This window comes from Brevundimonas sp. GW821-FHT12C05, from assembly GCF_058807475.1.
Genome location: NZ_JBXAQS010000003.1, coordinates 19,991 through 45,788 on the forward strand (window position 1 = coordinate 19,991; position 25,798 = coordinate 45,788).

General features: G+C 69.2%; 32 protein-coding genes. 14 read left to right on the top strand and 18 right to left on the bottom strand.

Features of this window, described 5'->3' with window-relative positions:
- Positions 1-89: 89 nt before the first annotated feature.
- From AC1RRF_RS12165 to AC1RRF_RS12180, 4 genes are all read right to left on the bottom strand, one after another.
- Positions 90-650 carry an HNH endonuclease gene (locus tag AC1RRF_RS12165; RefSeq protein WP_291837425.1) on the bottom strand — a complete coding sequence of 187 codons (561 nt, stop codon included), beginning with the start codon at positions 648-650 and terminating at the stop codon, positions 90-92.
- A 139-nt stretch (positions 651-789) separates the two neighbouring features.
- Positions 790-1,188 (bottom strand): ASCH domain-containing protein, encoded by a 399-nt coding sequence (locus tag AC1RRF_RS12170; RefSeq protein ID WP_492834867.1) that lies wholly within the window; start codon positions 1,186-1,188, stop codon positions 790-792.
- 12 nt (positions 1,189-1,200) lie between these two features.
- On the bottom strand, positions 1,201-1,851 hold the full coding sequence (locus AC1RRF_RS12175) for a trimeric intracellular cation channel family protein (RefSeq protein WP_492834869.1): 651 nt from the start codon (positions 1,849-1,851) through the stop codon (positions 1,201-1,203).
- 78 nt (positions 1,852-1,929) lie between these two features.
- Positions 1,930-2,586, bottom strand: a complete 657-nt coding sequence (locus AC1RRF_RS12180; RefSeq protein ID WP_492834871.1) for a DNA-3-methyladenine glycosylase family protein — start codon at positions 2,584-2,586, stop codon at positions 1,930-1,932.
- 133 nt (positions 2,587-2,719) lie between these two features.
- On the opposite strand from AC1RRF_RS12180, the gene gluQRS reads away from it, so the two are divergent.
- Complete coding sequence (gluQRS, locus tag AC1RRF_RS12185; RefSeq protein WP_492834873.1) at positions 2,720-3,562, top strand: tRNA glutamyl-Q(34) synthetase GluQRS; 843 nt, start codon at positions 2,720-2,722, stop codon at positions 3,560-3,562.
- On the opposite strand, the gene ppk2 is transcribed toward gluQRS, so the two are convergent.
- Positions 3,559-4,308: a polyphosphate kinase 2 gene (gene ppk2, locus AC1RRF_RS12190; protein ID WP_492834875.1), complete on the bottom strand. Its 750-nt coding sequence runs from the start codon at positions 4,306-4,308 to the stop codon at positions 3,559-3,561. The genes gluQRS and ppk2 overlap by 4 nt on opposite strands.
- Positions 4,309-4,469: 161 nt before the next feature.
- Here ppk2 and AC1RRF_RS12195 point away from each other — a divergent pair, with 161 nt between their 5' ends.
- From AC1RRF_RS12195 to AC1RRF_RS12205, 3 genes are all read left to right on the top strand, one after another.
- The gene (locus tag AC1RRF_RS12195; RefSeq protein WP_492834877.1) at positions 4,470-5,618 is read left to right on the top strand and encodes a serine hydrolase domain-containing protein; all 1,149 of its coding nucleotides are present in this window, start codon (positions 4,470-4,472) and stop codon (positions 5,616-5,618) included.
- A 45-nt stretch (positions 5,619-5,663) separates the two neighbouring features.
- The gene (locus tag AC1RRF_RS12200; protein ID WP_492834879.1) at positions 5,664-6,425 is read left to right on the top strand and encodes an extensin-like domain-containing protein; all 762 of its coding nucleotides are present in this window, start codon (positions 5,664-5,666) and stop codon (positions 6,423-6,425) included.
- A 208-nt stretch (positions 6,426-6,633) separates the two neighbouring features.
- Positions 6,634-6,837 carry a cold-shock protein gene (locus tag AC1RRF_RS12205; RefSeq protein WP_291837410.1) on the top strand — a complete coding sequence of 68 codons (204 nt, stop codon included), beginning with the start codon at positions 6,634-6,636 and terminating at the stop codon, positions 6,835-6,837.
- 253 nt (positions 6,838-7,090) lie between these two features.
- Here AC1RRF_RS12205 and AC1RRF_RS12210 read toward each other — a convergent pair whose 3' ends face one another.
- The 3 genes from AC1RRF_RS12210 to AC1RRF_RS12220 all read right to left on the bottom strand — a co-directional run bounded on the left by AC1RRF_RS12210 (position 7,091) and on the right by AC1RRF_RS12220 (position 9,226).
- Complete coding sequence (locus AC1RRF_RS12210) at positions 7,091-7,639, bottom strand: hypothetical protein (protein WP_492834882.1); 549 nt, start codon at positions 7,637-7,639, stop codon at positions 7,091-7,093.
- Positions 7,640-7,774: 135 nt separating this feature from the next.
- Positions 7,775-8,248 (bottom strand): DUF1579 domain-containing protein, encoded by a 474-nt coding sequence (locus AC1RRF_RS12215; protein ID WP_492834884.1) that lies wholly within the window; start codon positions 8,246-8,248, stop codon positions 7,775-7,777.
- 114 nt (positions 8,249-8,362) lie between these two features.
- Positions 8,363-9,226 carry a LytR/AlgR family response regulator transcription factor gene (locus AC1RRF_RS12220; protein ID WP_492834886.1) on the bottom strand — a complete coding sequence of 288 codons (864 nt, stop codon included), beginning with the start codon at positions 9,224-9,226 and terminating at the stop codon, positions 8,363-8,365.
- A 106-nt stretch (positions 9,227-9,332) separates the two neighbouring features.
- Between AC1RRF_RS12220 and AC1RRF_RS12225 the strand changes: the two genes are divergently transcribed.
- A complete protein-coding gene (locus AC1RRF_RS12225; RefSeq protein ID WP_492834888.1) occupies positions 9,333-11,117 on the top strand; it encodes an FAD-binding oxidoreductase in 1,785 nt (594 codons plus the stop codon).
- Positions 11,118-11,187: 70 nt separating this feature from the next.
- Here AC1RRF_RS12225 and uvrB read toward each other — a convergent pair whose 3' ends face one another.
- The 3 genes from uvrB to AC1RRF_RS12240 form a co-directional block, all read right to left on the bottom strand.
- Positions 11,188-13,551: an excinuclease ABC subunit UvrB gene (gene uvrB, locus AC1RRF_RS12230; protein ID WP_492834890.1), complete on the bottom strand. Its 2,364-nt coding sequence runs from the start codon at positions 13,549-13,551 to the stop codon at positions 11,188-11,190.
- Positions 13,552-13,660: 109 nt separating this feature from the next.
- A complete protein-coding gene (locus AC1RRF_RS12235) occupies positions 13,661-14,278 on the bottom strand; it encodes a beta/gamma crystallin-related protein (protein ID WP_492834892.1) in 618 nt (205 codons plus the stop codon).
- A 152-nt stretch (positions 14,279-14,430) separates the two neighbouring features.
- The gene (locus tag AC1RRF_RS12240; protein WP_492834894.1) at positions 14,431-15,333 is read right to left on the bottom strand and encodes a hypothetical protein; all 903 of its coding nucleotides are present in this window, start codon (positions 15,331-15,333) and stop codon (positions 14,431-14,433) included.
- A gap of 156 nt (positions 15,334-15,489) precedes the next feature.
- On the opposite strand from AC1RRF_RS12240, the gene AC1RRF_RS12245 reads away from it, so the two are divergent.
- The 5 genes from AC1RRF_RS12245 to AC1RRF_RS12265 are packed head-to-tail and all read left to right on the top strand — an operon-like array spanning position 15,490 to position 18,607.
- Entirely contained in the window at positions 15,490-16,272 is a 783-nt protein-coding gene (locus AC1RRF_RS12245) for an isocitrate lyase/PEP mutase family protein (RefSeq protein ID WP_492834896.1), read from the top strand.
- Positions 16,273-16,281: 9 nt separating this feature from the next.
- A complete protein-coding gene (locus AC1RRF_RS12250; RefSeq protein ID WP_492834898.1) occupies positions 16,282-16,800 on the top strand; it encodes a methylated-DNA--[protein]-cysteine S-methyltransferase in 519 nt (172 codons plus the stop codon).
- A gap of 55 nt (positions 16,801-16,855) precedes the next feature.
- Positions 16,856-17,557 (top strand): hypothetical protein, encoded by a 702-nt coding sequence (locus tag AC1RRF_RS12255; protein WP_492834900.1) that lies wholly within the window; start codon positions 16,856-16,858, stop codon positions 17,555-17,557.
- Positions 17,550-17,759 carry a helix-turn-helix transcriptional regulator gene (locus AC1RRF_RS12260; RefSeq protein WP_492834902.1) on the top strand — a complete coding sequence of 70 codons (210 nt, stop codon included), beginning with the start codon at positions 17,550-17,552 and terminating at the stop codon, positions 17,757-17,759. Before AC1RRF_RS12255 ends, AC1RRF_RS12260 begins: the two co-directional genes overlap by 8 nt.
- Before the next feature lie 23 nt (positions 17,760-17,782).
- Entirely contained in the window at positions 17,783-18,607 is an 825-nt protein-coding gene (locus AC1RRF_RS12265; protein ID WP_492834904.1) for a sulfite exporter TauE/SafE family protein, read from the top strand.
- A gap of 4 nt (positions 18,608-18,611) precedes the next feature.
- Here the strand turns inward: AC1RRF_RS12265 and AC1RRF_RS12270 are convergent, their stop codons facing one another.
- Complete coding sequence (locus AC1RRF_RS12270) at positions 18,612-19,121, bottom strand: retropepsin-like aspartic protease family protein (RefSeq protein ID WP_492834906.1); 510 nt, start codon at positions 19,119-19,121, stop codon at positions 18,612-18,614.
- 109 nt (positions 19,122-19,230) lie between these two features.
- Positions 19,231-19,461, bottom strand: a complete 231-nt coding sequence (locus tag AC1RRF_RS12275; RefSeq protein ID WP_492834908.1) for a DUF1289 domain-containing protein — start codon at positions 19,459-19,461, stop codon at positions 19,231-19,233.
- A gap of 154 nt (positions 19,462-19,615) precedes the next feature.
- Between AC1RRF_RS12275 and AC1RRF_RS12280 the strand changes: the two genes are divergently transcribed.
- Both AC1RRF_RS12280 and AC1RRF_RS12285 read left to right on the top strand, forming a co-directional pair.
- A complete protein-coding gene (locus AC1RRF_RS12280; RefSeq protein ID WP_376858655.1) occupies positions 19,616-19,774 on the top strand; it encodes a hypothetical protein in 159 nt (52 codons plus the stop codon).
- A gap of 170 nt (positions 19,775-19,944) precedes the next feature.
- A complete protein-coding gene (locus AC1RRF_RS12285) occupies positions 19,945-20,742 on the top strand; it encodes a crotonase/enoyl-CoA hydratase family protein (RefSeq protein ID WP_492834910.1) in 798 nt (265 codons plus the stop codon).
- Here AC1RRF_RS12285 and AC1RRF_RS12290 read toward each other — a convergent pair.
- The 4 genes from AC1RRF_RS12290 to AC1RRF_RS12305 form a co-directional block, all read right to left on the bottom strand.
- Positions 20,739-21,026 (bottom strand): hypothetical protein, encoded by a 288-nt coding sequence (locus tag AC1RRF_RS12290; protein WP_492834912.1) that lies wholly within the window; start codon positions 21,024-21,026, stop codon positions 20,739-20,741. The genes AC1RRF_RS12285 and AC1RRF_RS12290 overlap by 4 nt on opposite strands.
- A gap of 58 nt (positions 21,027-21,084) precedes the next feature.
- A complete protein-coding gene (locus tag AC1RRF_RS12295; RefSeq protein ID WP_492834914.1) occupies positions 21,085-21,324 on the bottom strand; it encodes a RebB family R body protein in 240 nt (79 codons plus the stop codon).
- A gap of 100 nt (positions 21,325-21,424) precedes the next feature.
- Complete coding sequence (locus AC1RRF_RS12300) at positions 21,425-21,682, bottom strand: RebB family R body protein (protein ID WP_492834916.1); 258 nt, start codon at positions 21,680-21,682, stop codon at positions 21,425-21,427.
- A gap of 66 nt (positions 21,683-21,748) precedes the next feature.
- Positions 21,749-22,903 carry an MFS transporter gene (locus AC1RRF_RS12305; RefSeq protein ID WP_492834918.1) on the bottom strand — a complete coding sequence of 385 codons (1,155 nt, stop codon included), beginning with the start codon at positions 22,901-22,903 and terminating at the stop codon, positions 21,749-21,751.
- 53 nt (positions 22,904-22,956) lie between these two features.
- Here AC1RRF_RS12305 and AC1RRF_RS12310 point away from each other — a divergent pair, with 53 nt between their 5' ends.
- Complete coding sequence (locus AC1RRF_RS12310; RefSeq protein ID WP_492834920.1) at positions 22,957-23,832, top strand: LysR family transcriptional regulator; 876 nt, start codon at positions 22,957-22,959, stop codon at positions 23,830-23,832.
- 60 nt (positions 23,833-23,892) lie between these two features.
- Complete coding sequence (locus AC1RRF_RS12315) at positions 23,893-24,759, top strand: alpha/beta fold hydrolase (protein WP_492834922.1); 867 nt, start codon at positions 23,893-23,895, stop codon at positions 24,757-24,759.
- Here the strand turns inward: AC1RRF_RS12315 and AC1RRF_RS12320 are convergent, their stop codons facing one another.
- Complete coding sequence (locus AC1RRF_RS12320; protein WP_492834924.1) at positions 24,760-25,779, bottom strand: HlyD family secretion protein; 1,020 nt, start codon at positions 25,777-25,779, stop codon at positions 24,760-24,762.
- Positions 25,780-25,798 lie beyond the last annotated feature (19 nt).

Below are 25,798 nucleotides of genomic sequence, written 5' to 3' on the forward strand. Positions count from 1 at the left end.
GCGTTGAGAACCGCGCGGGCGGACGTGGATTCGCGTTGACGGGCCGACCGACGCTAGCCCAACCGTTCACGCCGCGCGAGGCGCCGCACCTACGGCTCCAGCTCGATGTCCCAGTACAGGTAGTCGAGCCAGCTCTGGTGCAGGTAGTGCGGCGGGAAGCGGCGGCCGTGTTCCTGCAGCTGCCAGGCGCTGGGCCGATGCGGCGCGCGGCGGATCATCATCTGCGCCTGCTGGGGCGTGCGGCCGCCCTTGCGCAGGTTGCAGGGACCGCAGGCGGCGACGATGTTCTCCCACGTCGTGCGCCCGCCCCGGCAGCGCGGGATGACGTGGTCGAAGGTCAGCTCGGCGCTGTCGCCGCAGTACTGGCAGGCGAAGCCATCGCGCAGGAAGACGTTGAAGCGGGTGAAGGCGGGCTGCCGGTCCTGATCCACATAGCTCTTCAGCGCGATCACGCTGGGCAGCTGGATCTCCATGGACGGGCTGCGCACGACCTTGTCGTAGACCGAGACCACGTCGACGCGGTCCTGGTACACCGCCTTGACCACCTCCTCCCACGGCCAGATCGACAGCGGGTAGTAGGACAGCGGACGGAAGTCGGCGTTCAACACCAGCGCGGGCCAACCCGACGGGGGGCGACTGAGGACCTGCATCAGGTCCGCTCCGCGTGACGGAGGGTTATGGAGGCGACAGGACTGAAGACACGTCTCCTTCCCTAGTCAGGCAAGGGAACGGTAGCCCTGATTCTCCTTCATCGCCATGACCGGCCCGCAGCGTTTTCGTGACGACCGCCTAAAAGCGGCCGACCAGTTCAAACCGCTCGCACACCACCAGCATATCCGGCGAGAAATACCCCTCTCGCCGATAATAGGCCTCGTGCTCCGTGCGCCAGTACTCGGGCGACAGATCGCCCTCGCCCTCGGCGCGCATGAAGTCCTCGCTCACCTCGCGAAAGGGCATGATCTCGACTTCGGTCGTGCGGATGACGCAAGTGGGCGTTCCCGCCCCGTCCAGGATCACGCTCAGTTCGCCGACCGTGGGCATGATGTCGGCCTGGCAGGATGTGAGCGACGAACAGGTCGCCCGCTTTCCGCCCGCCAGGACCAGGGCCAGAAGCTCGTCCGCCAGCTCGGGGCTGTCGCCAAACGCCCAGCGGGGCGCGTCGCCAAAGGCGTCGAGCGATAAGGTCATTCCGGTCTTCCCTCAGTGACGGACAACGGTGCCGGGAAAGGCCGGCAGGCTCCAGCCCCAGGCCAGCGCTCCGGCCCGCAGGCCGAAGCCCAGCGCGCCGCCGACGATGGCCGCCGGCCAGATGTCCAGACCCAACACGCGGGCGATGACAAAGACGGTGGCCGCCAGCAGGGCGGCGGACACGGTGATCTCGCGCCGCAGCAGGATCGACGGCTCGCCCGCCAGCAGGTCGCGCACCACTCCGCCGAAACAGGCCGTCAGGGCGCCCATGACGATGCAGATCAGCGGCGCGATGCCGAAGGCGCCCGCCTTGGCCGCGCCCATCACGCCATAGGCGGCCAGCCCGACCGCATCGAGCCACAGCAGGGCGCGGAAGCGCCAGGGCCGCGCCCCGATCAGCCAGACCGCGACCGATGCGGCCAGGCAGACGGCGATGTAGCGCCAGTCCTGCACCCAGAAGACCGGCGCCCCGATCAGCAGGTCGCGCAGGGTGCCGCCGCCCACGCCGGTGATCGCGCCGAAGAAGCAGAAGGTGACCAGGTCATGCTTCTGCCGCGCCGCCGCCAGCGCGCCCGTCGCGGCGAAGACAGCCACGCCCGCGAAGTCGAGCGCGCCGAGAACCGTCTCGGGATTGGCAATGGCGGGATCGATGATCGGCGTCATGGCTTCGCTTGTAGCGCCTAGAGCCTGATCGGTTGAGATGGAATCGCTTCGCGATCCATCGATGCCGTGAATCAGGCTCTAGGCAGGCGGGTTCTCCAGCGCGATCTCACCGCGCTTCACCGCCCCGTACCAGCCCCACAGCAGATGGGCGGCGACGCTGCGGTGCGGGCTCCACGCCTCGGCCCGGCGGTTGGCCTCCTTTTCGCGGGGCCGCAGCGGCGCGCCGTCCGCCCACCGCATCGCCTCCTGCAGGGCGATGTCCCCGCCGGGGAAGACGTCCGTCCGCCCCTCGCAGAACATCAGGAAGGTCTCGGCCGTCCATCGCCCGACGCCCTTGATGGCCACCAGCCGGGCCACCGCCTCGTCATCGGACAGCGTCTCCAGATGATCAAAGTCGATCCGCCCCTCGACGTGGGCGCGGGCGATCTCATGGCCGTAGGTCGCCTTCTGGATCGACAGGCCGAAAGACCGCAGCGTCTCGATGTCCGTGGCCAGCACACGGGCGGGCGTCACCTCACCCTCCAGCCCGTCGACCACCCGTTTCCAGATGGCGTTCGCCGAAGCCACCGAGACCTGCTGTTCCACGATCATCCGGAACAGACCCTCGAAGCCGCCGGTTCTCAGCCGCCAGTCAAACACCGGCAGGCACCGGTGCGCCTCGTCCAGGGCGGGGTCGAGCGCGACCAGCGCCTCGCGGGCGGCGGCGATCTGCGCGGGGTCGGGCGGAACGGGCATGGGACCTCATCGACAGGCGTGGGCGGGCGATCTAATCGTTTGGCATGTTCAAGGGGAATGACCTCGTCCGGCAAAGCGGCTTCGCGCAAGCGCTCGCCGGTGACGAAGGCCGAAAGTCGCGAGGTTCGAAGCGATGACCCTGATCACCCGGTTCGCCCCCTCCCCGACCGGACGGCTGCACAAGGGTCATGCCTTCTCGGCCCTGACCGCATGGACGGCGGCGCGAACCGCCGGCGGGCGCTTCCTGCTGCGGATCGAGGACATCGACCCCACCCGCTGCAGGCCCGAGTTCGACGCCGGCATCCTGGAAGATCTGGCCTGGCTGGGTCTGGACTGGAACACGCCGGTGCGGCGCCAGTCCGAGCATCTGGCCGACTACGCCACGGTGGTGGATACGCTGGACCGGCGCGGCCTGCTGTATCGCTGCTTCCGCACCCGCAAGGAGATCTTGGACGCCATCGGCGACGCCCCGCACGGCATGGCGGAGGCGGTCCGTCCCGGCCCGCATCCCGCCGACGAGGAAGCCGCCCTGCTCGCCGAGGGCCGGCCCTTCGCCTGGCGGCTGTCGCTGGACCGCGCCCGCGAGGCCCTGGGCGCCCGCGCCTGGGACGCCCTGGCCTTCGTCGAAGAGGGAGAGGGCGAACGCGGCCTGATCCGGGCCCGGCCCGACACCGCCGGCGACGTGGTCGTGGCCCGCAAGGACGCCGGGACCGCCTACCATGTCGCCGTCACCCACGACGACGCCCTGCAGGCCGTCACCCACGTCATCCGCGGGCAGGACCTGTTCGAGGCGACCCACATCCAGGTCCTGATCCAGGCCCTGATGGGCTGGCCGACGCCGGTCTACCGCCACCACCGGCTGGTCATCGGCGAGGACGGCCGTCGCTACGCCAAGCGCGACGGCTCGGTCACCCTGGCCCACCTGCGGTCGGAGGGCCTCGCCCCCGCCACCCTGCGCGCCGAGTTAGGGTTCTAGCGGAACAGCCCGTCGGTGTTCTTGGCGGGCGAGAAGACCACGGCCTTGTCCGGCGCCTCGACCTTCGCCCCCGGCCCGCCGATGGTCCGCAGGATGTGGCGGATGATGTTCAGCCGCGCCGTCTTCTTGTCGTCGGTGGCCACCACGCTCCACGGCGCGTGCTTGCTGTCAGTCTCGTCCAGCATGCGGTCGCGGGCCGCGCTGTAGGCGTCCCAGCGCGCCTGCGCCTCCGCGTCCAGCGAGGACACCTTGAACCGCTTCAGCGGATCCTCGATCCGCTCGCCCAGCCGCTTGGCCTGCTCGTCCTTGGAGATGTCGAGCCACAGCTTGATGATCGTCACCCCGTCATCGGCCAGCATCCGCTCGAAGCGCGGCGCGTCCTTCAGGAACTGCTCGTGCTGCTTCGGCGTGCAAAAGCCCATCACCGGCTCGACCCCGCCCCGATTGTACCAGGAGCGGTTCAGGATGATCGTCTCTCCCGCCGCCGGCAGATGGGCGACGTAGCGCTGGAAATACCATTGGGTGGTCTCGCGCTCGGTCGGCTTGGGCAGGGCCACGACCCGCGTCTGCCGCGGCGACATGTATTCGGTCAGGCGCTTGATCGCCCCGTCCTTGCCCGCCGAGTCCCGCCCCTCGAACACGATCAGGGTCCGCCGACCGTTGTCGATCGTCCACGCCTGGGTGTCGACGATCGCGATCTGGAGCCGTTCCAGCGCGTCGTCGTAGTCGTTCTTGCTCTTGGCCATGCCCCACCCTGCGCCGCCATGGCGCTCAGGGCAATGTAACGCCAACGGTTCAGAGCCGTTGCAGACGGACCCTCCCGGCGCCCGGAACCTGTCGGCGTTCTCACGTGTCCGGCGCCGGTGTTAAGGCTAAGCCTGCAGCCGCAATACAGGAGCCTCTCCGGATGATCGCTGACCGCCGCCGACTGCTGACCGGCCTCGCCGCCCTGCCCCTGCTGGGCGCCCTGCCCCGCGCCGCCTTCGCGCGGGAGGTCGGCCCCGACACTGCCTTGGCCCACGCCGCCCTGGACGAGGTCTTCGCCGCGGCCGGCCCGCCCGCCATGGCCGCCGGCATCGTCACCGACGGAACGCTCAGCTGGTCCGGCGTGCGCGGCGTACGGCGCAGCGGCGAACCGGAGGCCGTCACCCTCGATGACCGCTGGCACCTGGGCTCCAACACCAAGGCCATGACCGCCGCGGTCTTCGCCCGGCTGGTCGAGCAGGACCGCGCCCGCTGGGCCATGCCCCTGGCCGAGGCCTTCCCCGGCCTGACGCTGGACGCCGGCTGGGCCGGCGCCACCGTCGACGACCTGATGCATCACCGCGCCGGCCTTCTGGATCCGACCGTGATCAATCGCGACTGGCTGATCGCCGCCCGCGCCGACGCCCGCGGCCTGCCTGACCAGCGCATGGCCCTGGCCGAAAAGGTCCTGGCGGCCCCGCCGTCCGGCCCGCGCGGCGCCTTCGCCTACGGCAACGCCAACTACATCCTCGTCGGCGCCGCCATCGAGCGGATCACCGGCGGATCGTGGGAAGACGCCATGCGCGCCGAACTCTACGCCCCGCTGAACCTGACCAGCGCCGGCTTCGGCCCGCCGCCGGGCCGCGACAATCCCTGGGCCCATCGCCTGATCAACGGCCAGCGCACCGCCATCCCGCCCGAGAGCCCCGGCGCCGACAATCCCGCCGCCCTGGGCCCCGCCGGCACGGCCCACATGACCCTGGCCGACTACGCCCGCTTCGTCGGCGCGATCATGGACGGCGCGTCCGGTTGGCTGAGCGCCGACAGCCTCGGCCGCCTGACCACCCCGCCCGCCGGCGATCCCCCGGCCTACGCCTGCGGCTGGGGCGTGCGCGAGCAGCGGTGGGGCGGCGTCGGCGGCCCCGGTCCGGTGCTGGGCCACGACGGCTCCAACACCATGTGGCACTGCACCGCCGTCGCCGCGCCGCGCCGCCGTGGCGCGGTGATCGTCCTGACCAACGACGGCCCTGCCGGCGGCGCCGCTTGTCAGGTTCTGCCCCCCAAGCTGGTCCCGATCGCCTTCCCCGTCTGATCCCGCCTTGCCTGCATCGCCGGGGCGGTTAACCCTGCTCCCGGCATGAAGCGCGACTTCGCCGATTTCTGGAACCTGATGTGGGAGGCCGCGCTGGGCGTCTGCGCGGCCTTCGCCCTGCTGAACGCCTTCGCCCCGGCCCAGGACCTGCCGTGGAAGCCGCTGGACCTCAGCCACCCCATCGGCCAGGCCACCGCCGCCAAGGTCGACGACTTCGAAATCACCCGCGCCGCCGCCCCGGAAGAGGTCGCCGCCGTCACCGACGCCTGCATCCAGATCCTGCGCGACGCGGGCGTCACGGTGGAGCGCGCGCCCGACCGCGACGACGGCGGCTTCTGCATCGTGCGCGGCGCCGTGCGCATCACCGGCGGCGACATCACCCCCCTGGCCCCCGGCGGCCTGATCATGCAGTGCCCGCTGGCCGTTCGCTACGTCATCTGGGACCGACAGGTGCTGCGCCCCGCCGCGCAGGAAATCCTTGGTTCGAAGGTCGCCCGGGTGGACAACTACGGCTCCTACGCCTGCCGCCGCATCTACAACTCCGACCGCCCGCAGGACCGGCCCAGCGAGCACGCCCGCGCCAACGCCCTGGACGTCGCCGGCGTGACCCTGGAGGACGGCCGCACCGTCTCGGTGGCCAATGACTGGACCGGCCAGGGCCAGGCCGGAGAGCCCGGGGGCCGCTTCCTGCACCGTCTCAGGGAAGGCGGCTGCCGGGTCTTCTCGACCGTTCTGACCCCGGATTACAATGAGGCCCACAAGGACCACCTGCACCTCGACGGCGCCCCACGTGGCCTGTGTGGTTAAACCCTGCTCATAATGTTCGCCTTGAGAACGAATCTCTTTGCTGTTGACCAGCCCGGTTTTGCGGGAGAGAACTTCGCCCGCAGTCCGGATTTCGCGCGGCCTCCACACCCGTGCACCGCTCCTTCTTACGGAACGAGCTTGTCCAGATGGGCTGACGGATGACCCCGTCGGGGCATCCGCCTGGAAAGCGCGTTTACGGAGACGCATTATGGCGACCGGCACGGTCAAGTGGTTCAACCCGACTAAGGGTTTCGGTTTCATTCAGCCTGACGGCGGCGGCTCGGACGTTTTCGTCCACATCACCGCAGTCCAGAAGGCCGGCCTCGCGGGCCTCGATGAAAACGCCAAGGTCGAATACGAGCTGGAATCCCAGCGCGGCAAGACCTCGGCCGTGGACCTGAAGATCCTCTAAGGATCGACATCCACGTCGAACAGAACGGGCGCGGCGGCCAAGGCCTCCGCGCCTTTTTGTTGCCCGCAGGCGTGGCGCGGTCTGACGTCTTCCTTCTCCCCTTGCGGGAGAAGGTGTCGCGCGCAGCGGGACGGATGAGGGGTAAGCCCGCTCCATCCCCGCCCTCCGGCCATCCTCCACCGACATCCCCCTCATCCGAGCGGCTCCGCCGCCCACCTTCTCCCCCGAGGGGAGAAGGACGAGATGCCGCCTCCTACGGCACATCTTCCGCCGCGCCCGCCGGCAGCTCCATCTCCTCCCGCCACGCCTCCCGGTTGGCCATCAGCGTGAGCCCGTCCAGATAGCCGGACGGCCCCAACCGCCCCGCGTCGTCCCAGAAGGCTTCGGTCCACGGATGCTTGCCGGTCAGCCACGCCCGGTCCTTCGCCGCGACCGCCTCGCCCAGGTTTTCCGCCCGCCACGCCAGCACGAAGCCGACGTGCCATAGCGGCACGCCCACGGGCGTCTCCTCGCCCCGCATGGCGGCGGCCAGGCTCATCGCCACCGCCCGCGTCTCGGCCAGCCGTAGCTCGAACGCCTCCAGCCGCGCCCGCGCCCACCGGTCCCAGCCTTCCACGGGCTCCGGCGTCGGATCGGCCCGCTCGGGCCGCAGCCAGTTCTCCGAGGCCCGCCGCCGCCACAGGTTGGCCAGCCCGACCTGATACCGCCGCGCCAACGACGCCCCGGTCTCCCCGGCCTCCCACTGGCGACGGATCTCGTCCCAGGTCTCTTCCGAGCGGATTTTCTGATCGCTCCAGTCCATGCGCGAACCATAAACCGGCGATACGTCAAAACCGGACGTACGCCCTCGTTCTCCCTCCCCTCATGGGGAGGGTGGCTGTCGCGCAGCGACAGACGGGTGGGGCGGTGGGGCGGTGGGGCGGTTCGCGGTCCGCGTTCAGCCCGCCTCGCCGCCCTCCACCCGTTCGAAGGTCATGATCCAGTTGACCTCCCAGGTGGCACCGCCGTCGGCGGAGAAGGCCTGCTCCCACCGCGCGCTGGCCGCCGTGATGTCGGACCACGTGAACCGCACCCGGATGAGCCGTCCGTCCAGGCTGTCCTCGGCGAAGAACCGGCCGACGCCGTCCTCGAACCGTCCCTGCACGGGCGGATCGACCTGAGCCGAGCGCCCGTCGTGCCACCAGATCGACCAGACCCCGGTCGCCGGATCGCGCCTCCGGAACGCCGCCGCGCGATAGGCGCCGTCGGGATCCTCCAGCACCTGGTCCTCGACGTTGGCCTCCCCGGCCATTAGCCCGACGGCGCGACAGGTCCCGCCGAACTCGACCCACTCCGTCGACCCGACGAGCCGCCCCTTCAGCTTGCGATGGCGGACGCGCCAGTCACCGGTCTGGAAGTTGAAGTCGGTCATATGGCCCTCCCGCCAACGCTATGGCGGAGGGAATAGCGGAGCGCTGCTGACAGCAGAGTGGCAGCAGGGTGAAGGCGGGCGGAGGAAAGCGGGCGGCTCCAACCGGCGGACCGGCTAGGTCAAACCGGACTTGAATCTTCGGCTGGCGGCGAGAACCCGGCCATCTTTCATCGCGATCCGGAAATTGCCGGAGGTGGTCCCGGCCACGTCATGCACATGCCGTCTATTGATCAGAAAACGGCGATGAACCCGGACGAAATTCGACGCCTTCAGGGTTTCCTCGAAGCGGGCGAGCGTGCCTCGAACCAGAAGGGTTTCAGCACCGACGTGGACCTCCACATAGTTTCCAGCCGCTTCGATGAAGGTGATCTCATCCGGCATCACGAACCGACGTCGACCATCGACGCGCAGTTCAACGGGCGAGGCGACAGAGGGCTCGATCCTGGCGATTGTCGCGGCGGCCAGCCGTCCAGTCGCTCGCCAGAAACACACCAGGAAAACCAGATAGGTGAACGCGTCCTTGCAGAACTCATAAGCAAAGACGCTCAGCGGGCGACCGCCGGTGAAATCATAGTCTTGCCCGAGCGAGGCGTAGACGGCCTTCCGCACCAGCACCATTCCAATGACGTGCGCCAGCGAGAACGCCACGACCAGGACCGTCTGCAAGCCGATGAAGCGCCAGACCCCGATGCGCTTCCAGCCGAAGCGACTGAAGAAGTGAAAACAGAAGGGGGCGAGAGCGACCGCCGCCAGGGCGCTGGATACTTCCCAGAGGACGATCTCCCACAGGTCGTATCCGCGTTGGACCCGAGGGACAAAACTGGCGGAACCGATCGTGGCCAGGGCGGCGAGAGCCAGCAGAACCGTGACGAAGAGCCAAGCCTGACGACTGACCCGTTCTTCGGCGGCCGGGAGAGCGGGGCGGGCGTCCTCGACCCCGCCGTTCGTCCCCACTTTCCGACCGCTCACGTCATGCACTCTGGAGGCCCCCGTCGATCCGCTCTCTAGCAAGACCGACGCAGCCCGTCATGGCCCCCAAGGTCGACCGGGTTACGCGGATCAACGACATAGGGAGTCTGCAATCATGAGACGACGTCAGTTCCTGGGATGCGCATCGACCGCGGCCGCGCTCGGCCTGGTCTCTCCCGCCTGGGCGTCCGGGGATGTCGGCCCCTTCCGGCGTGTTCGGCCGGGAGACGCCGGCTGGCCGTCGCAGGAAGCCTGGACCAGCCTGAACGCCCAGGTCGGGGGCAACCTGATCAGCGTCCCGTCCTTCATCTCCCCCTGCACCGGACCTGAACGCGGAGAGGACTGCGACACCCTCATACGGAATGCACAGAACCCCTTCTATATTGGCGACCAGCCGGGCGGAACGCAGGTCACGGGCTGGTTCAAGGCCTGGGATCCGGCCCCCAGCGCCTACGCCATCCGGGCCCAGAACGCCGCGCATGTCGCGGCGGGCGTGGACTTTGCCCGCCGTCACAAGCTGCGTCTGGTCGTCAAGGGAGCGGGTCACTCCTACCAGGGCACATCCAACGCGCCCGATTCCCTGTTGATCTGGACCCGCGCCATGACCGCGATCTCGGTTCATGAGGCCTTCGTCCCGACAGGTATGGAGGGGCGGTCATCCCCCTGCGCGGCCGTGACGGCGCAGGCGGGCTGCGTGTGGATCGACCTTTACCAGGCGGTCACCCACGAGGCGGGCCGATATGTCCAGGGCGGCGGATGCACGGACGTCGGCGTCGCCGGCCTGATCCAGAGCGGCGGATTCGGAAGTTTCTCGAAGGGCTACGGCCTGGCCGCATCACACCTGCTACAGGCCGAGATCGTGACCGCCGACGGCGAGGTGCGGACCGTAAACGCCGCATCCGACCCCGAACTCTTCTGGTCCATCAAGGGCGGCGGCGGCGGCAGCTGGGGCGTCATCACCAGCGTGACGCTCAGAACCCACGATCTTCCCGCCGCGTTCGGTTCAGCCTGGGGCAAGGTGCGCGCGAAATCGGATGAGGCCTATCGCGGGCTCATCGACCGTTTCCTCGACCACTACAGAACCCGGCTGTTCAATCCACACTGGGGTGAGCAGATTCAGTTCTCAGGCGACAACAGCCTGGAAATTTCGATGTGCTGTCAGGGTCTGGACGGCGCGGCGGCCCGGGCCGATTGGGATCCCTTCTTCGCGTGGCTGAGAGCGACGCCTGACATCGAGATCACCTCGGACCTGGGAGCCGGGGTCATGGAAGCGCGGCGCTGGTGGAGCATCGACGACAACGAATCCCTGGTCCCGGATCCTCGCCCCGGCGCCCCCGCCCATCACGCCTGGTGGAAGGGTGATCAGGGACAGGCCAACGCATACCTGCACGCCTACGATTCCGTCTGGTTGCCTCAGGCCCTGTTGCTGGATGAAAGCCGGACGCGACTGACCGACGCCATCTTCGCGGCGTCGCGTCACAGAGATTTCGGCCTGCACTTCAACAAGGGTTTGGCGGGCGCGCCACCGGCGGCCATCGCCGCGGGTCGGGACACCGCCACCAACCCGGCCGTCCTCGAGGCTTTCGCCCTGGCGATCATTTCGGCGGGCGGACCGCCGGTGTTCCCGGCCGTCGGCCGCAACGCCGACCCGGTTCGGGCCGCCGACGACGCCCGGAGCGTCGCACTGGCCGCCGCCGAACTGCGCAAGGCGGCCCCCGGCGCCGGCTCCTACGTGTCTGAAAGCGACTATTTCAACGCCGACTGGCAGCGCGCCTTCTGGGGACGGAACTACGAAAGACTGGCGGCCGCCAAGACCCGGTACGATCCCGAGGGCCTCTTCTTCGTTCACCACGGCGTCGCCACGGAAGGCTGGAGCACGGACGGCTTCGAACGGTCGTGATCAGCACGATCTTCAGCACCGCATCTCGACAGCGGGCAGCGGTTCACGCACCGACAACCGGCCTCGCTCGCTACCGCCCCTTCCTGAACGCCTCCGCCTTCTCCGCCGCCGCCTCGGCCCGCCACCGCTTCGGCGCCGCCTTGTCGACCTCCTCGCCCGCCCCGGTCAGGACTTCGTTGGCGAACTCCAGGTCCAGCAGCTTCATCTTCTTGATCTCGTCGCGCAGGCGGGCGGCCTCCTCGAATTCCAGGTTGGCGGCGGCGTTGCGCATGCGGCCTTCCAGGTCCTTGAGGGCGGCCTGGAAGTTCGTGCCGATGAAGGGCTTGGACTCGTCCTTCATCCCCGGATTGGTCAGGCGGTCCATCTCGCGGGACTCATAGGGGCTGGCCAGGATCTCCTTGATGTCGCGCTTGACCGACTCCGGGGTGATGCCGTGCGCCGTGTTGTATTCGACCTGCTTCTCGCGCCGGCGGTTGGTCTCGGCGATGGCGCGCTCCATCGAGCCGGTCATGCGGTCGGCGTAGAGGATGACGCGGCCGTCCACGTTCCGCGCGGCGCGGCCGATGGTCTGGATCAGCGACGTCTCTGACCGCAGGAAGCCCTCCTTGTCGGCGTCGAGGATGGCGACCAGGCCGCACTCGGGGATGTCGAGGCCCTCGCGCAGCAGGTTGATGCCGATCAGCACGTCGAAGGCGCCCAGGCGCAGGTCGCGCAGGATCTCGATCCGCTCCAGGGTGTCGACGTCGGAGTGCATGTAGCGGACGCGGACGCCCTGCTCGTGCATGTACTCCGTCAGGTCCTCGGCCATCTTCTTGGTCAGGACGGTGACGAGGGAGCGGTAGCCCTGGCGGGCCACGGCCTTCACCTCGTCGATGACATCGTCGACCTGGTTGCGCGTCGCGCCACTGACCGGGCGGATCTCGACCGGGGGGTCAATCAGGCCGGTGGGGCGGATGACCTGTTCGGTGAAGATCCCGCCGGTGCGCTCCATCTCCCAGTCGCCGGGGGTGGCCGAGACGTGGACGGTCTGGGGGCGCATGGCGTCCCACTCGTCGAACTTCAGCGGCCGGTTGTCGATCGCCGAGGGCAGGCGGAAGCCGTACTCGGCCAGGGTCGACTTGCGGCGGTAGTCGCCGCGGTACATGGCGCTGATCTGGCCGACGGTGACGTGGCTTTCGTCGAGGAACAGCAGGGCGTTGTCGGGGATGTATTCGAAGAAGGTGGGCGGCGGCTCCCCCGGCCCGCGGCCGGTCAGCCAGCGGCTGTAGTTCTCGATGCCGGCGCAGGAACCGGTGGCCTCCATCATCTCCAGATCGAAGCGCACGCGCTGCTCGAGGCGCTGGGCTTCGAGGAGTTTGCCGTTCTCGACCATCCAGTCGAGCGTCTCCTTCAGCTCGGCCTTGATGCCGGTCATGGCCTGATTGAGGGAGGGGCGCGGGGTGACGTAGTGGCTGGCGGCGTAGACGGTGATCTCGGTCAGGTCGTTGGTCTTCTTGCCCGTCAGGGGGTCGAACTCCTGGATGCTCTCGACCTCGTCGCCGAACAGCTGGATGCGCCAGGCGCGGTCCTCCATGTGGACCGGGAAGATCTCCAGCACGTCGCCGCGCTTCCTGAACATGCCGCGTTCGAAATTGAGGTCGTTGCGCTTGTACTGCAGCGCGATCAGGTCGGCCCTCAGCTTGCTCTCGTCGATCTGGTCGCCGACCTTCAGGGTAAAGGTCATCGCCGTATAGGTCTCGACCGACCCGATGCCGTAGATGCAGCTGACCGAGGCGACGACGATGACGTCGTCCCGCTCGAGGATCGCCCGCGTCGCCGAGTGGCGCATGCGGTCGATCTGCTCGTTAATCGAGCTGTCCTTCTCGATGTAGGTGTCCGTCCGGGGCACGTAGGCCTCGGGTTGGTAGTAGTCGTAATACGAGACGAAATACTCGACCGCATTGTCCGGGAAGAAGCTCTTGAACTCGGAATAGAGCTGGGCCGCGAGGGTCTTGTTGGGGGCCAGGATCAGGGCCGGGCGCTGGGTCTGTTCGATGACCTTGGCCATGGTGAAGGTCTTACCGGAGCCCGTGACGCCGAGCAGCACCTGATCCCGCTCGCCGGTCTCGGCGGTGGCGACCAGTTCGGCGATGGCGGAGGGCTGGTCCCCGGCGGGCGTGTACTGCGTCTCCAGCCGGAAGGGGATGGACTTGCGGTCCTGCGGGCGGTCCGGGCGGTGCGGTACCCAGTCGGACGGCTTGCCCGGCGCTTCCTCCGGCGTCAGGCGCGGGCCGGTGACGGGGGCGAACATGGGCTGGCGGTTCTTGGCCGCCGCGGGATCGAAGATGAAGGGCGCATGCGCCTCGGCCACGCCGGCGGCCTCGCCCGGGACATGCTCGGGCTTGCGCGTCCCCTGCGGGGTGGTCTGGGAGGAATTCCGGGGAGAACGGGCCATGAACGGAATGTAGGCGGCGACCGCCCCCGACGCCAGACACCGGGAGCGGCGCCTGCTGACAGCAGTCTGTCAGCAGGTGGCGGGAGGTCGAACCCTCCCGCCCCTGACCTCAGCGAACCGAGCTGATGCGGTTGCCCATGCCGATACGGTGCAGGTCGGACACGGACCGGCGCAGCGTCTGGCACTGGCCGCGATAATTGGCGTCGACGCAGACCTGGGCCCGGCCGCGCACGATGCGGATCGAACGGACGTTGTCATTGAAGCCCGGATAGCGCGCCAGGTTGGCGACCGGGCCGGCGACCCGCAGCGACCGCCCGCGGAAGTCGGCGCTGGTATAGAGGATGGCTTCGTAGTTGCCCCCGCCCGGAGGCGTCGGAGGCACGGGCCGAGGCGGGCGCGGCGGCTCCGGCCTCGGCGGGCGGGGCGGCTGGGGTCCGGCGCCGTTGCAGCGCAGGTAGCCACGGTCGTTGGCGATGTCTCGACCCCGACAGCTGTTGGTGTCGATCGAGGAAAAGATCGGCGCGCCGGTCGGGCCGGGGCACTGGGCGCTGAGCATGTTGCCGTTCATGTTCACGCCGCGACAGGTGCGCTGATAACTGCCCGACGGCGCCTGGGAACCGCCGCCAGGTCTGGGAGGACTGGTTCGTTCCTGGGCGACCGCCATGGCGGACAATGAGCCGGCGATGGCGAGGGCGCCGATCACCGACAAGGTACGAAAGCGAGACATGAGGACCGCCTTTCGAGCTCAGGCCGCGAGACGCGGCCGCATGACCTTACGCCTGGCGGCCGACAGGACAATACGGCCGCGCAGGCTCCAGAATTATGCTGGAGCGAAATCTGAGCTGAGCTGGACTGCGTCCAACTCAGCCGATTTTCGCTCTAGCGCCGCACGCGGGCGCGGACCTCCAGCTCGCCGATGCGGCGCTCCAGATAGGACCGGTCGTCGGACGAAGGCTGGGCGCGGCCGTAGGCGGCTTCCAGGCGGGCCAGGTCGCCGGCCTCGACGCGGATGTCGGCGATCTCGGTGCGGCTGAGACCCCCGCTGTTCGAGGACAGGGCGCGCTCGATGTTCGACAGACGGGTGCGGTTATCCTGATAACCGCCGCCGTTGTTCCCGCCCGAGGGCGCGTCGCCGAGGCGGGCGTCCAGCGCGTCCAGCCGGCTGTCGAGGTCATCACGTTCCTGGGCGGTCAGGCGACCGTCGCGCAGGTAGCCGCTCTCGACCCGGATCAGGTCCTGATAATCGGTTTTCAGGCGCGTGCCCTCGGTGCGGGTCAGGCGACGGTTGCGCACGGCCGTGTCGACCCGGGCCTCGAAATCGGCGCGCCCGTCGGCGACCGTCGCGCGGCCGGAGGAATAGTCGGAGCCGCCCGCTTCGACGCGCTGGGAGAACTCGCGGTACTGGGCGGCCAGATCGGCCCGCTCCTGGGTCGTGACCCGGCCGTCGGCGGTATAACGGGCCTCCAGCTGGACCAGGTCGTCATACTCGCCGCGCAGGCGGTTGGCCTCGCTGCTGGACAGACGCCCCGAGCGCACATCGGTGTCGAGCCGGGTCTGGAACTGACCGCTTTGGGTCGAGAGCGGGCGGCGCCCCCGGCTCCACTCGGTCTCCAGCGAGGACGAGACGCCGAGACGATCCCCGAACAGGGCGCCGAGAATGGCGCCGACGGGGTCCTGCTGTTGCTGGGTCGAGCCGTAGGGCGTCTGGGCCGAAGCCAGCGGCGCGGCGGCGAGGACCAGGGCGCCGGCGGCGGTGGCGTAGAGGAGTTTGGTGGACGTCATGGGTCAGGCTCCGACCGTTGTTCGAGGCCGGGAGAACGGCGTGCAGCCGTTAAGGTTGCTGCGGCGCGGCAAGACGAGGATGGTGAGGATGTCCGGAAACCGCCAGCGCTACGTCATGCGCGCCCCCATGTAGACGTCCGACACGGAGGAGTTCCCATGACCGCCTTTCACGACCTGCACCGATCCGGCCTGCTGATCCTGCCCAACGCCTGGGACGCCGGGAGCGCGGCGGTGATGCGTTCACTGGGCGCGCGGGCCATCGCCACGACCAGCGCGGGCTGCGCCTGGGCGTTGGGCTGGCCGGACGGCGACGCCCTGCCGGTCGACCGGGCCGTGCAGATGTGCGCCGACGTGGTGCGGGCGGCGCAGGGCGTCCCGGTCAGCGTCGACTTCGAAGGCGGCTATTCCGACGATCCGGCCGAGGTGGCGGCGACGGCGAAGCGCCTGGTCGCGGCGGGCGCCCAAGGCGTCAACATCGAGGACGGCGGCAAGGCGCCCGAGGCGCTGGCGGCCAAGATCGCGGCCATCCGCGCGGCGGTGGGAGACGCCCTGTTCATCAACGCCCGCTGCGACATCTGGCTGGCGGGCGTCGGCGCGCCGACGGGCCGGGTCGACGAGGCGGTGCGGCGCGCGGTGATCTATCAGGCGGCCGGCGCCGACGGCCTGTTCGCGCCGGGGTTGGTCGAGGCCGAAGGGATCGCGACCCTGGCCGGCGCGACGCCCCTGCCCGTCAACCTGCTGGCCTTCCCGGGCCTGCCGGACGCGACGGAGCTGGAGCGGCTGGGCGTGCGGCGGCTGAGCGCCGGATCGGGGCTGGCGAGCGCCGCCTACGGCCGGACGGCGACGCTGGCGAAAGACTTCCTGAGCACGGGCGTGTCCGAGCCGATGATGGAGGGTGCGTTGGGCTGGGGCGAGATGAACGCCCTGATGCCGGGCTAGGCTGACCCGATGATTCTGACCCTCTCCATCCTGCCCTCCCCAGTCGGCCCGCTGGCTCTGGCCTGCGACGCCGAAGGGCGGCTGCGCGGCGTGTCGTTCGGCGAGGGGCTGAGCAAGGCGATGCGGCGGGAGTATCCGGACGCGGCCCAGATCGAGGGAGAAACGCCGGCGGCGGTGCGCGACGGACTGACCGCCTATTTCGCCGGCGATCAGGCCGCGCTGCACCGCATTCCGTGGTCTCTGGACGGCGCGGTCGCGGGCGACGGCTTCCAGGCGCGGGTATGGAAGGCGCTGGCCGAGATCCCCGCCGGCCTGACCATCAGCTACGGCGAGATGGCCAAGCGCGCGGGCGAACCCGGCGCAGCCCAGGCGGCGGGCGTGGCCCTGAACCGCAATCCGATCGCGGTGGTCCTGCCCTGCCACCGCGTCGTGGGCGCGGACGGCGCCATGGTCGGCTTCGGCGGCGGGCTGGAGCGCAAGACCTGGCTGCTGAGACACGAGGGGCGCCCTGCTGCTCTAGCCGCTTGACTCGTGTAACCCTGAGGTGACATGTAACCCCTAGGTGACACGGGGAAGCAGGGCCATGGACGACGACAACTGGCGAGCGGTGGAGCGGCGGCGAGCGACGCGGTACAGGATCGCCGTGGCGGTCTTCTGTGTGGGCGTATTCATCGCCTGCTGCGCCGCGATCAACTGGAACGAAAATGGGCCGGATGCGCGCGACCTTCTGGCGATCGCGATCGTCTTGGGGCTCGCGGTGGCCATGGTCGGGGTCGGCGGAATGTTCGCCTTCCGCAGCGATGACGCCGAGCGGACCCGGGAAGGGCCCGGCAGCTATCGCGACCGGATGCAGCGCGACTGGGTCAGCCGGATCAACATCCTGCCGGCGGCCACATTGGGAATCACGGTGGTCGCCATGACCCGCGCCCAGGAGTGGCTGAACGGAGAGGACACCAGTTGGAGCGGCGTTCTCCTGGCCGGAGCCGCCGTGTTGAACCTGCTGCTGATCCCCGTGATGATCATGGGTTGGGACGGCGCCTCGCGGAAGATGAAGCGCCTGCTGGACGACGAACTGACCCGCGCCTACCGGGCCAGCGCCATGACCTGGGCCTTCTGGGTGCTGCTGGTCGGGGGGACCGGAGCCTATCTGGTCGGCCTGTGGAACGCGGATGTGACGGTGATCGCCCTGCCGATGATCCTGTGGCTCGCGGCGGCGACGGCCGCCCTACGCTTCACCGCCCTGCACCGCCGCCCCGAGCGGGAGATGGAAACCGACGATGGGTGATCCGCGGCTCGCCTCGCGGCTGAAGGAGGCGCGGCAGGCCGCGGGCCTGACGCAGGCGGAACTGGCCGAGAAGGCCGGGGTGTCGCGCAAGACCGTCAACACGGTGGAGAACGGGGTCTTCATCCCCTCGACCATCCTCGCCCTGAGCCTGGCGCGCGCGCTGGATGCGAAGGTCGAGGACCTGTTCTGGCTGGCGGATTGAGGCGGAGCGGTTAAACCCGATCCATGACCGCCCTTCCCCTGTCCGAAATCCTGATCCTGCTGGCGGCGCTGGTCGCGGCGGGGCTGGCGGGCGGACTGGTGGCCGGGCTGTTCGGCGTGGGCGGGGGGACGGTGATCGTGCCCGCCCTGTTCTACGCCTTCGAGGTGCTGGGCGTCGGCGGCGAGAGCAATCTGCACGTCGCGGTGGGCACCTCCCTGCTGACCATCGTGGCGACGAGCTGGCGCTCGCTGAAGGCGCATCGCAGCCACGGCGCGGTGGACGAGGCGGTGCTGAAAAGCTGGACGCCCTGGGTCGGACTCGGCGGCCTGGTCGGCGCGGCCGTCGCGGGCGTGGCCTCGATGGAAGGGTTGGCCGTCGTCTACGGCGTCTGCCTGGCGCTGATCGGACTGCAGCTGGGCTTCCTGCCCGAACGCTTCACCTTGGCCAAGGACATGCCGACCGGCTGGGCGCGGCGGGTGATCGGAACGACGATCGGCGGGCTGTCGGCCATGATGGGGATCGGCGGCGGCAGCTTCGGCGGCCTGACCATGACCTTGTGCGGACGGCCGATCCATCAGGCGGTGGCGACGGCCTCGGGCTTCGGCGTGGCCATCGGGGCGGCGGCGGCGTTCGGCTTTGTGGTGTTCGGTTGGGATGCGGTCGGACGGCCGCCCTTCTCGATCGGCTACGTCAATGTGCCCGCAGCCATCGTCATGGGCGTGCTGACCACGGCGGTCGCGCCCTGGGGCGCGAAGCTGGCGCATCGGCTGGACAAGCGCGTCCTGCGCAAGGTCTTCGCCGTCTACATGGTGGCGACGGCGCTGTCGGTGGTGGTGAAGGCGCTGTGAAGGCCTAGGGACGCAGCGTCAGGGCTGCGGGCGTCGCGGTGAACGCGGACAGGCGGCCGAGATAGCTCATGCCCAGCAGGGAGTGGGGCAGGCCCTGTTCGACCACCAGGGCCTCGACCTGCTCGACGCGGGCGCCGGCGACCGAGACCGCTTGAAGCTGAACGGGAGCGGCGCGGACGGGACCCGAAGCGGTGACCACCTTCGCGCTGAAATCGGCAGGTTCCAGATCGAAGCCCAGGCGGGCGGCGTCGGCGGGGGTCAGGACCACCACGCTGGCGCCGGTGTCGACCATGACGCGCACGGCGTGGTCGTCGATCCGCGCCTCGGCCCAGTAGTGGCCGTCGGCGGCCTTGAGCACCTGGCCCGGAACGCCGGTCGCGGCGGCGTGGACGGCGGGGATCTCGGCGGCCTGGGCTTCGCCACGCAGGCCGGTCTGCTCCATCCACCACAGGACGGTCAGCGACGAGGCGACGGCCAGGGCCAGCACCCCGAGAGAAGACAGGTCGAAACGCATGAAGACGCGAACTCGCGGCAACCACCGCTTACTGCGGCCCCTCCCCTGTCGCACAGGCCGATTGGGATGCGGTGAAGGAGGATGGTGGACGAAATCTGAATCCGCCCGGTCAGACGGGCCCCAGTTTCGCCGGGTCGATCCGCGAGCGGCGCGAGGCCAGCTCGGCCATGATCGCGGCGCGCTGGTCGTCTGTCAGGGCGCTCCAGCCCCCGATCTCCGGAAGGGTGCGATAGCAGCCCAGGCAAAGGCCGGTCGGACCGTCAACGATACACACCTTCACACAGGGCGTGGCGACGGGCCGGGGCGGCTGGTGTGGCATGGAGGGGACAGTTGATGACATGGGTACGAAATATGGTCCGGTAGCGGAGTAAAAATACTTGCAATTCGCTCAGGGATATCCTACCTTGACCATGACGCGAAACGACTATGACGGTGAGACTCCCGATCAGCACGACGTGTCTCTTTTCATCGTTCAACGAAAGGAGACATCACAGATGAACGACAAAGACAGGAACCTCCAGCACGCCATGATGAGCTTTGCGCTCTGGGGCGGAATGCTGGTGAACACGAAGAACACCAACGGCGCAGGCGATCGCGTGATCAGCCACCCGTCGAACTTCGTACCCATCAAGATCGACAGGGCGCGCCGGTAAGGCGAGACCCGGATCCGAAGAACACGGAAGCCCCGGCCCGCAAGGTCCGGGGCTTTTGCATTCTGCGAAGGGCGCTGTCGCTCCTGACGCGGTCACTCGCTGCTTGAGCGCGGATCGGCGCTCCCGCGACGGCAGCTTGAGCCCGCGCGGTGAGTCGTGCAGAGCGGGGCATGACCCTGATCCACATCGAACGCCGCGGCCCGATCGAACTCTGGACGCTGGACCGCGCCGAACGGCTGAACGCCCTGCCCGACCTGGCGGACGGCGAGGCCTTCGCCACCGCCTGCGAGGCCGTGAACGCCGACCGCGACGTGCGTTGCGTGGTGCTGACCGGTGCGGGCCGCGCCTTCTCGGCGGGCGGCGACCTGCGGGCGATGCAGGACAGGCGCGACCTGTTCGCGGGCGCCGGAACCGACATCCGCGAGCGTTACCGCCGCGTCGTGCACCGGATCGTGCGGTCGCTGTACGGGCTGGAGGTTCCGCTGGTGGCGGCGGTGAACGGCCCGGCCATGGGGCTGGGCTGCGACATCGCCGGGCTGGCCGACATCCGCATCGCCTCGGAGGCCGCCTCGTTCGGCGTGCCCTTCCTGAAGCTGGGCATCCTGCCGGGCGACGGCGGGGCGTGGTTGATGCCCAGGAACGTCGGCTATGTCCGCGCGGCGGAACTGCTGTTCACCGGCCGGACGCTGGATGCGCGGACGGCGCTGGAGTGGGGACTGGTCAATCGGGTGGTTCCCGCCGACGCCCTGCTGAACGAAGCCATGTCGACAGCGGCCGAGATCGCCGCACAGGCGCCCAATGCGCTGCGCATGACAAAGGCCCTGCTGCGTCAGGGCCGCGACGCGACCTTCGACCAGATTCTGGAGATGACCGCCGCCATGCAGGCGCTGGCCCACCTGACCGAGGATCACGCCGAGGGCGTCAACGCCGTGCTGGAGAAGCGCCCGGCGGACTTCAAGGGGCGTTAGGCGTCCTTGGGCGGATCGACCGCCATCGCCATCGCCGACTGAGTGGCGGCGACGAAGGCCGAGGAGGCCGTGCTCATCATCATTCCGGCCCCTTCGAGGGCCGCGACCCAGCTCCTGTCGCCTTCGGGGGCCTGAAGCGCGCGCATCAGAGCCGCGGTGCTCGCCGCTTCAGCCAGGATGGACGTGCGTCGCACATGAGCGGCGGCGTCGACGAGGTTCATGCAGACCGACTGAACCACCGCCAGCCGGACCATGGCTTCGAGGGTCGGATCCGGCCTCGACACGACCGGCTTGGAAGAAGGTTTCGGAGCCGCGGGCTTCGGGGGCGGAGGCTTCGCCATCTCAGACCGTCCCTTCGACAGGCGGTTTGCCGTTCGCCGGCGTCGGCGGCGTGACGCCGGCCGCCCGATAGAGCAATTCGATGCCGACGTTGCTTGCGGCCTGGGCGAGCGCCAACTGCTGTCCTTGAGCGGCGGCCGCGTTCTCGAACATCATCCCCGAGGCGTGGGCGAAGCTCTGATACAGCCCGCCCATCGCCATGGCGGGCGCGTCGGCCGTCACCTTCACATTGGTTTCGGTCACCGAGTCGGTGACCTCCCGATTGACGTGAGCATAGCGAGACCGGGGGGCGGGTTTCACCGGTCCGGCCTCCGCGCCCGCCTTCGGCGTGGGCCGTTTCATCCTAGGCCCCAAGAATTTTGGCGGTCGCCACGGTGTCCAGGCTGTAGATCTGCATCACGCCCTGAGTGGTGGCGGCCTGGGCGGCGATGTTCTGCTGTTGCTGGGCGGCGACCGCATTGTGGAACATCAGGCCGGTGGAGTGCGCCATGCTCTGGTACAGGCTGCCCAGCGCCACGGCGGGCGACTCGCCCAGTACGCTGACATTGCTCTGGGTGATCGCGTCGGTGATCTGGTCGTTGACGGCGGTCGGGAAGGCCATGACACGTCTCCTGTGAAGCTTGAGAAGCGGGAGCCTACACCTCTCGCGTCGATTGCATAGTGAAAGCTATGCGACCTCCCCGACCGGCCGCAACCCAAACGTCATCGCGAACATCCCCAGACAAGCGAGACCCGACAGGGTCAGGGCCGCGACCGGCGAGACGTCGACCGCGAGCGCATAGGCGGCGGGCGCCAGCGCCTGGAGATAGCGGGCGGGCGTGAGGACCAGCGCCTGCCGGACGGCGTAGCGATCCGGGCCGAACACATGCAGCGGCAGGACGCCCGAGGCGACCGACAGCAGGCCGTTGCCCAGCCCCTGCCCGATCGCCAGCATGGGCGCCAGCCGCGCGCCGCCGACCACCGCCAGGACGGCGCCCAGCGGATGAAACAGGCTGGCGATCCGGACGGTGAGGACCGGATGCGAACGGTGCAGGACCAGCAGGTCGAACAGGCGCGCCGTGACGGCGCTGGCGGCCATCAGTCCGGCGGCCCAGGCGGCATGGGCGGGCGTCAGACCCAGATCGGCCAGCAAGCGCGGCAGATGCGCCCCCATGGCGGTCGAAACCATCCAGCCTCCGGCGAAAACGCCGGCGATCTGGATCATGCGGCGGTCCCAGCCGACGCGGCCCACGACCGTGGCGGCGGCAATCGCGCCCGCGGGACGGCCCGGCAGGACGAAGGCGGTCAGCGGCAGGCAGAGCAACAGGTGCGCCAGCGCCCAGACGCCACAGGCGACCCGCCAGTCGGAGGCCTCGACGATCAGGCGGCTGATCGGCCAGCCCAGCCCTCCGCCAAGGGCGCCGAGCAGGGAGACGGCGGTAATGGGCCGCCGCGCCTGCGCGCCGTGGATCTCCACCAGCGTCGCGAAGGCCGAGCTGTACAGACCGATCGACATGCCGACGCCCAGCCCCGCGACCGCCGCCAGCAGGACCCATTTCGACGGGGCCGCGGCCATCAGAAACAGAGCGGCGGCGAAGGCGACGTGGGCCCATCCCAGGACGCGTCGCCCGCCCCGCCGCTCAAGCCATCGGCCTGCCCACGGGGTCAGGACAGCCGAAATCAGAAGGGCCACGGACAGCGCCGCAAACACCCGGGTCGGCGGCAGGTCGAAGGCTCGCGCCATCGGATCGGCAAGCACGCCCAACAGATAGTAGCTGGAGGCGAAGGCGACGATCTGGCCCAAGCCAAGGACGGGAACGACGAGACGAGCGCGGGTGAACATGGCGCTGGATCGCGGGATTGCGGCGCCGGCGAAAGCGACTTATCGACCAGACGATGTTCGAAAATCTCACACCTCGAGGACCGCTGCCGTCGCTGAACGGCCTGCGCGCCTTCGAGGCGATGGGACGGACCGGCAGCGCCACCCGGGCGGCGGCCGAACTGCATGTGACGCACAGCGCCGTCAGCCGGCAGGTGAAGGCGCTGGAGGCCGCGCTGGGCGTGCGCCTGTTCGAAGGGCCCAAGCACAGGTTGAGGCTGACCGAGGCCGGCCAAACCCTGCTGGCGGGACTGACGTCCGGCTTCGATACGCTGGCAGGCGCGGTCCGGAACGTGAGGGCGCGGCGGGACGTGCGGCTGGCGGCGCACCCCAGCCTGGCGGTGAAGTGGCTGGTGCCCCGGCTGGCGGATTTCGAGGCGCGCCATCCGGAGATCGCCCTTCATCTCAGCGAACTCGAGAACAGGGCGGTTCGCCAGCGTGGCGCAGATCTGGCGCTACGCTATGTCGACGCCGAACACCGCACGGCGCCGGGGATCGAGGTTCTGACCGAGAACCGGATCGGCCTGGTTTGCGTGCCCGGTCTGGTCGACCGAATAGAAACATCGGCCCGACTGACGACCCGCACCCGGGAGAACGCCTGGAGCGACTGGACCTCAGCCAGCGGGCGGTCGCCCCCGACCGGACGGGACCGCGTTCTGCCCCATCTGCATGTCGTCCTGGACGCGGCCTTGGCGGGACTGGGAGCGGCGGTCCTGCCGTGGATGATCGTGGCGGACGACCTTGCGGCGGGGCGGCTGGCCGCGCCTTTCGGCTTCATCCCTGACGGCGGCGCGCTTGTCGTCATAGGAGGAACGGGTGAGCGGCGACGCGAAGAACGCGCATTGATCCTGTGGCTGAAAACCCAGGCTCGGTCTTTCCCACCGCCCGGCTGACCATCGAAACCGGACCGGAGGTGGAGGCGTTTACCCGCCTCAATCCCGATCGGAGCAGCCATGGCCGTCGTGTCCCATCGCCGTGTCGACGTGGACGGCGTCGATATCTTCTATCGCGAAGCCGGGCCGGCGGATGCGCCGACCGTGCTGTTGCCGCACGGCTATCCCTGCTCATCCTACGAGTTCCGCGGCCTGATGGCGCGATTGGGGGATCGGTGGCGACTGTTGGCGCCGGACTTTCCCGGTTGCGGCTACAGCGGGACGCCTGACGAGTTCGCCTATAATTTCGACGGCTATGCGCGGTTCCTGGAGCGGTTCGCGGATGCGGTCGGGGCGGAGCGTTTCACGCTTTACCTGCACGACTTCGGATCCCAGGTCGGCCTGCGGCTGGCGATCCGGAAGCCGGAACGGATCGCGGCCCTGATCGTCCAGAACGGCGACATCTACGAGGACCAGTTGGGTCCCCAGTACGCCGGGCTGAAAGTCTACTGGGAAAACCCCACGCCTGAACGGAAGGCCAAGCTGGCGGAGGCCATCACCGAGGACGGCTATCGGGAGGAGTTCCTGAATGGGAGCGAGGGCGACGTCGCCGCACGAATCTCACCCGATCTGTGGACCCTGCACTGGGCGCTGACGACGCCGCGCCGCCAGGCGATCTATCTGGACCTGATCGCGGGCCTGCTGGAGAACCGCGACTGGTTCGCGCGCTATCAGGCATGGCTGCGCGATCATCAGCCGCCGACGCTCATCGTTTGGGGACCGCGGGACGGCTACATGCCTGTCGGCGCCGCCAGAGCCTGGCTGCGCGACCTCCCCGACGCCGAACTGAATCTGTTCGACGACGGGGGGCACTGGCTGCTGGAGACCCACCTGGATCAGGTCGTCTCGTTGATCCGGGACTTCCTGACCCGCGCCGCTAGCCGTTGATCAGCCGCCCTGACGGGCCGGGGCGCGCATCGAGCGGTCGGCCGGAACGCCGGCGGCGACCGTGCGCGGGGCGCCGGCGGTCTGGCCGGGCTTCATGAACTTCACCAGCACGCGCTGGCCGATCAGCAGCGGGGCGTCGCCGGCGGTGACCACCACCTCGATGACGCGCTCGTCCGAACGCTGCGAGGGGTCGTCCGAGGCCAGCTTGCGGGCGCCGAAGACGGCGGCGCGGCGCAGGACGGTGCCGACGTAGACCTTGGAGGTGTCACCTTCGGGGGTGATCTCGACCTGCTGGCCGACGGTCACGTTCGGGATGTCGCTCTCGACGATCTCGGCGCGGGCGATGCGCGGGGCGTCGGGCTCCAGATCGAACATGTTCGACACGTTCAGGGTCGAGGCGCCGGCGCCCGGGTTGGCGTAGCGGCGCACGATGCGGCCGTTGGCCGGCGAGCGGATCACGGTCAGTTCGACGTTGTAGACGGCCTGGTCGCGGCGAGCACGGGCGGTTTCGACCGCCGCCTGCTGCGAGCCGAGCTGGGCCTGGGCCGAAGCGATGGCGTCACGGGCCTGGTCGAGGCGTTGGGCGGCGACGAAGTTGGTGGCGGCCAAACGTTCCAGGCGCTCGAACTCACGCTGGGCCGTGCGGATGTTGACCTGGATCAGGCGCAGCTGGCTTTCGGCGGCGGCGAGATCGGCGTTGGCGGTCTGCAGGGCCAGGCGCGGCTCATCGTCTTCCTGACGGGCCAGGATCTGGCCGGCGACGACGCGATCGCCTTCCTGCACCAGAACGTCGCGAACCACGCCGCCGCGGCGGGCCGCGATCTGGACGATGCCGCCCTCGATATCGACCTTGGCGTTGGCGATGGCCGCATAGGGGCTTTCCACCTTCTCGGCGGCGGCCTTCTCTTCCTCAGCCTTTTTCGCCTTGGCGTTGCCCTGGACCATGGTGAAGCCGGCGATCGCGATGATCACCGCGATCAGGCCGATCCAGAGCCACTTGTTCTTCAGAAAGCGGAGCATGTCGTTTCTCGGTCCTGGA

Excerpts from the sequence above, each read along its gene's own strand:
- AC1RRF_RS12285 (WP_492834910.1), top strand. The coding sequence starts at position 19,945 with ATGACCCTGATCCACATCGAACGCCGCGGCCCGATCGAACTCTGGACG.
- AC1RRF_RS12305 (WP_492834918.1), bottom strand. The coding sequence starts at position 22,903 with ATGTTCACCCGCGCTCGTCTCGTCGTTCCCGTCCTTGGCTTGGGCCAG.
- AC1RRF_RS12210 (WP_492834882.1), bottom strand. The coding sequence starts at position 7,639 with ATGGACTGGAGCGATCAGAAAATCCGCTCGGAAGAGACCTGGGACGAG.
- gluQRS (WP_492834873.1), top strand. The coding sequence starts at position 2,720 with ATGACCCTGATCACCCGGTTCGCCCCCTCCCCGACCGGACGGCTGCAC.
- AC1RRF_RS12215 (WP_492834884.1), bottom strand. The coding sequence starts at position 8,248 with ATGACCGACTTCAACTTCCAGACCGGTGACTGGCGCGTCCGCCATCGC.
- AC1RRF_RS12205 (WP_291837410.1), top strand. The coding sequence starts at position 6,634 with ATGGCGACCGGCACGGTCAAGTGGTTCAACCCGACTAAGGGTTTCGGT.
- AC1RRF_RS12175 (WP_492834869.1), bottom strand. The coding sequence starts at position 1,851 with ATGACGCCGATCATCGATCCCGCCATTGCCAATCCCGAGACGGTTCTC.
- uvrB (WP_492834890.1), bottom strand. The coding sequence starts at position 13,551 with ATGGCCCGTTCTCCCCGGAATTCCTCCCAGACCACCCCGCAGGGGACG.
- AC1RRF_RS12165 (WP_291837425.1), bottom strand. The coding sequence starts at position 650 with ATGCAGGTCCTCAGTCGCCCCCCGTCGGGTTGGCCCGCGCTGGTGTTG.
- AC1RRF_RS12280 (WP_376858655.1), top strand. The coding sequence starts at position 19,616 with ATGAACGACAAAGACAGGAACCTCCAGCACGCCATGATGAGCTTTGCG.
- AC1RRF_RS12270 (WP_492834906.1), bottom strand. The coding sequence starts at position 19,121 with ATGCGTTTCGACCTGTCTTCTCTCGGGGTGCTGGCCCTGGCCGTCGCC.
- AC1RRF_RS12240 (WP_492834894.1), bottom strand. The coding sequence starts at position 15,333 with ATGACGTCCACCAAACTCCTCTACGCCACCGCCGCCGGCGCCCTGGTC.
- AC1RRF_RS12300 (WP_492834916.1), bottom strand. The coding sequence starts at position 21,682 with ATGGCCTTCCCGACCGCCGTCAACGACCAGATCACCGACGCGATCACC.
- AC1RRF_RS12235 (WP_492834892.1), bottom strand. The coding sequence starts at position 14,278 with ATGTCTCGCTTTCGTACCTTGTCGGTGATCGGCGCCCTCGCCATCGCC.
- AC1RRF_RS12320 (WP_492834924.1), bottom strand. The coding sequence starts at position 25,779 with ATGCTCCGCTTTCTGAAGAACAAGTGGCTCTGGATCGGCCTGATCGCG.
- AC1RRF_RS12310 (WP_492834920.1), top strand. The coding sequence starts at position 22,957 with ATGTTCGAAAATCTCACACCTCGAGGACCGCTGCCGTCGCTGAACGGC.
- AC1RRF_RS12225 (WP_492834888.1), top strand. The coding sequence starts at position 9,333 with ATGAGACGACGTCAGTTCCTGGGATGCGCATCGACCGCGGCCGCGCTC.
- AC1RRF_RS12260 (WP_492834902.1), top strand. The coding sequence starts at position 17,550 with ATGGGTGATCCGCGGCTCGCCTCGCGGCTGAAGGAGGCGCGGCAGGCC.
- AC1RRF_RS12245 (WP_492834896.1), top strand. The coding sequence starts at position 15,490 with ATGACCGCCTTTCACGACCTGCACCGATCCGGCCTGCTGATCCTGCCC.
- AC1RRF_RS12315 (WP_492834922.1), top strand. The coding sequence starts at position 23,893 with ATGGCCGTCGTGTCCCATCGCCGTGTCGACGTGGACGGCGTCGATATC.
- AC1RRF_RS12275 (WP_492834908.1), bottom strand. The coding sequence starts at position 19,461 with ATGTCATCAACTGTCCCCTCCATGCCACACCAGCCGCCCCGGCCCGTC.
- AC1RRF_RS12180 (WP_492834871.1), bottom strand. The coding sequence starts at position 2,586 with ATGCCCGTTCCGCCCGACCCCGCGCAGATCGCCGCCGCCCGCGAGGCG.
- AC1RRF_RS12265 (WP_492834904.1), top strand. The coding sequence starts at position 17,783 with ATGACCGCCCTTCCCCTGTCCGAAATCCTGATCCTGCTGGCGGCGCTG.
- AC1RRF_RS12195 (WP_492834877.1), top strand. The coding sequence starts at position 4,470 with ATGATCGCTGACCGCCGCCGACTGCTGACCGGCCTCGCCGCCCTGCCC.
- AC1RRF_RS12170 (WP_492834867.1), bottom strand. The coding sequence starts at position 1,188 with ATGACCTTATCGCTCGACGCCTTTGGCGACGCGCCCCGCTGGGCGTTT.
- AC1RRF_RS12255 (WP_492834900.1), top strand. The coding sequence starts at position 16,856 with ATGGACGACGACAACTGGCGAGCGGTGGAGCGGCGGCGAGCGACGCGG.
- AC1RRF_RS12200 (WP_492834879.1), top strand. The coding sequence starts at position 5,664 with ATGAAGCGCGACTTCGCCGATTTCTGGAACCTGATGTGGGAGGCCGCG.
- ppk2 (WP_492834875.1), bottom strand. The coding sequence starts at position 4,308 with ATGGCCAAGAGCAAGAACGACTACGACGACGCGCTGGAACGGCTCCAG.
- AC1RRF_RS12250 (WP_492834898.1), top strand. The coding sequence starts at position 16,282 with ATGATTCTGACCCTCTCCATCCTGCCCTCCCCAGTCGGCCCGCTGGCT.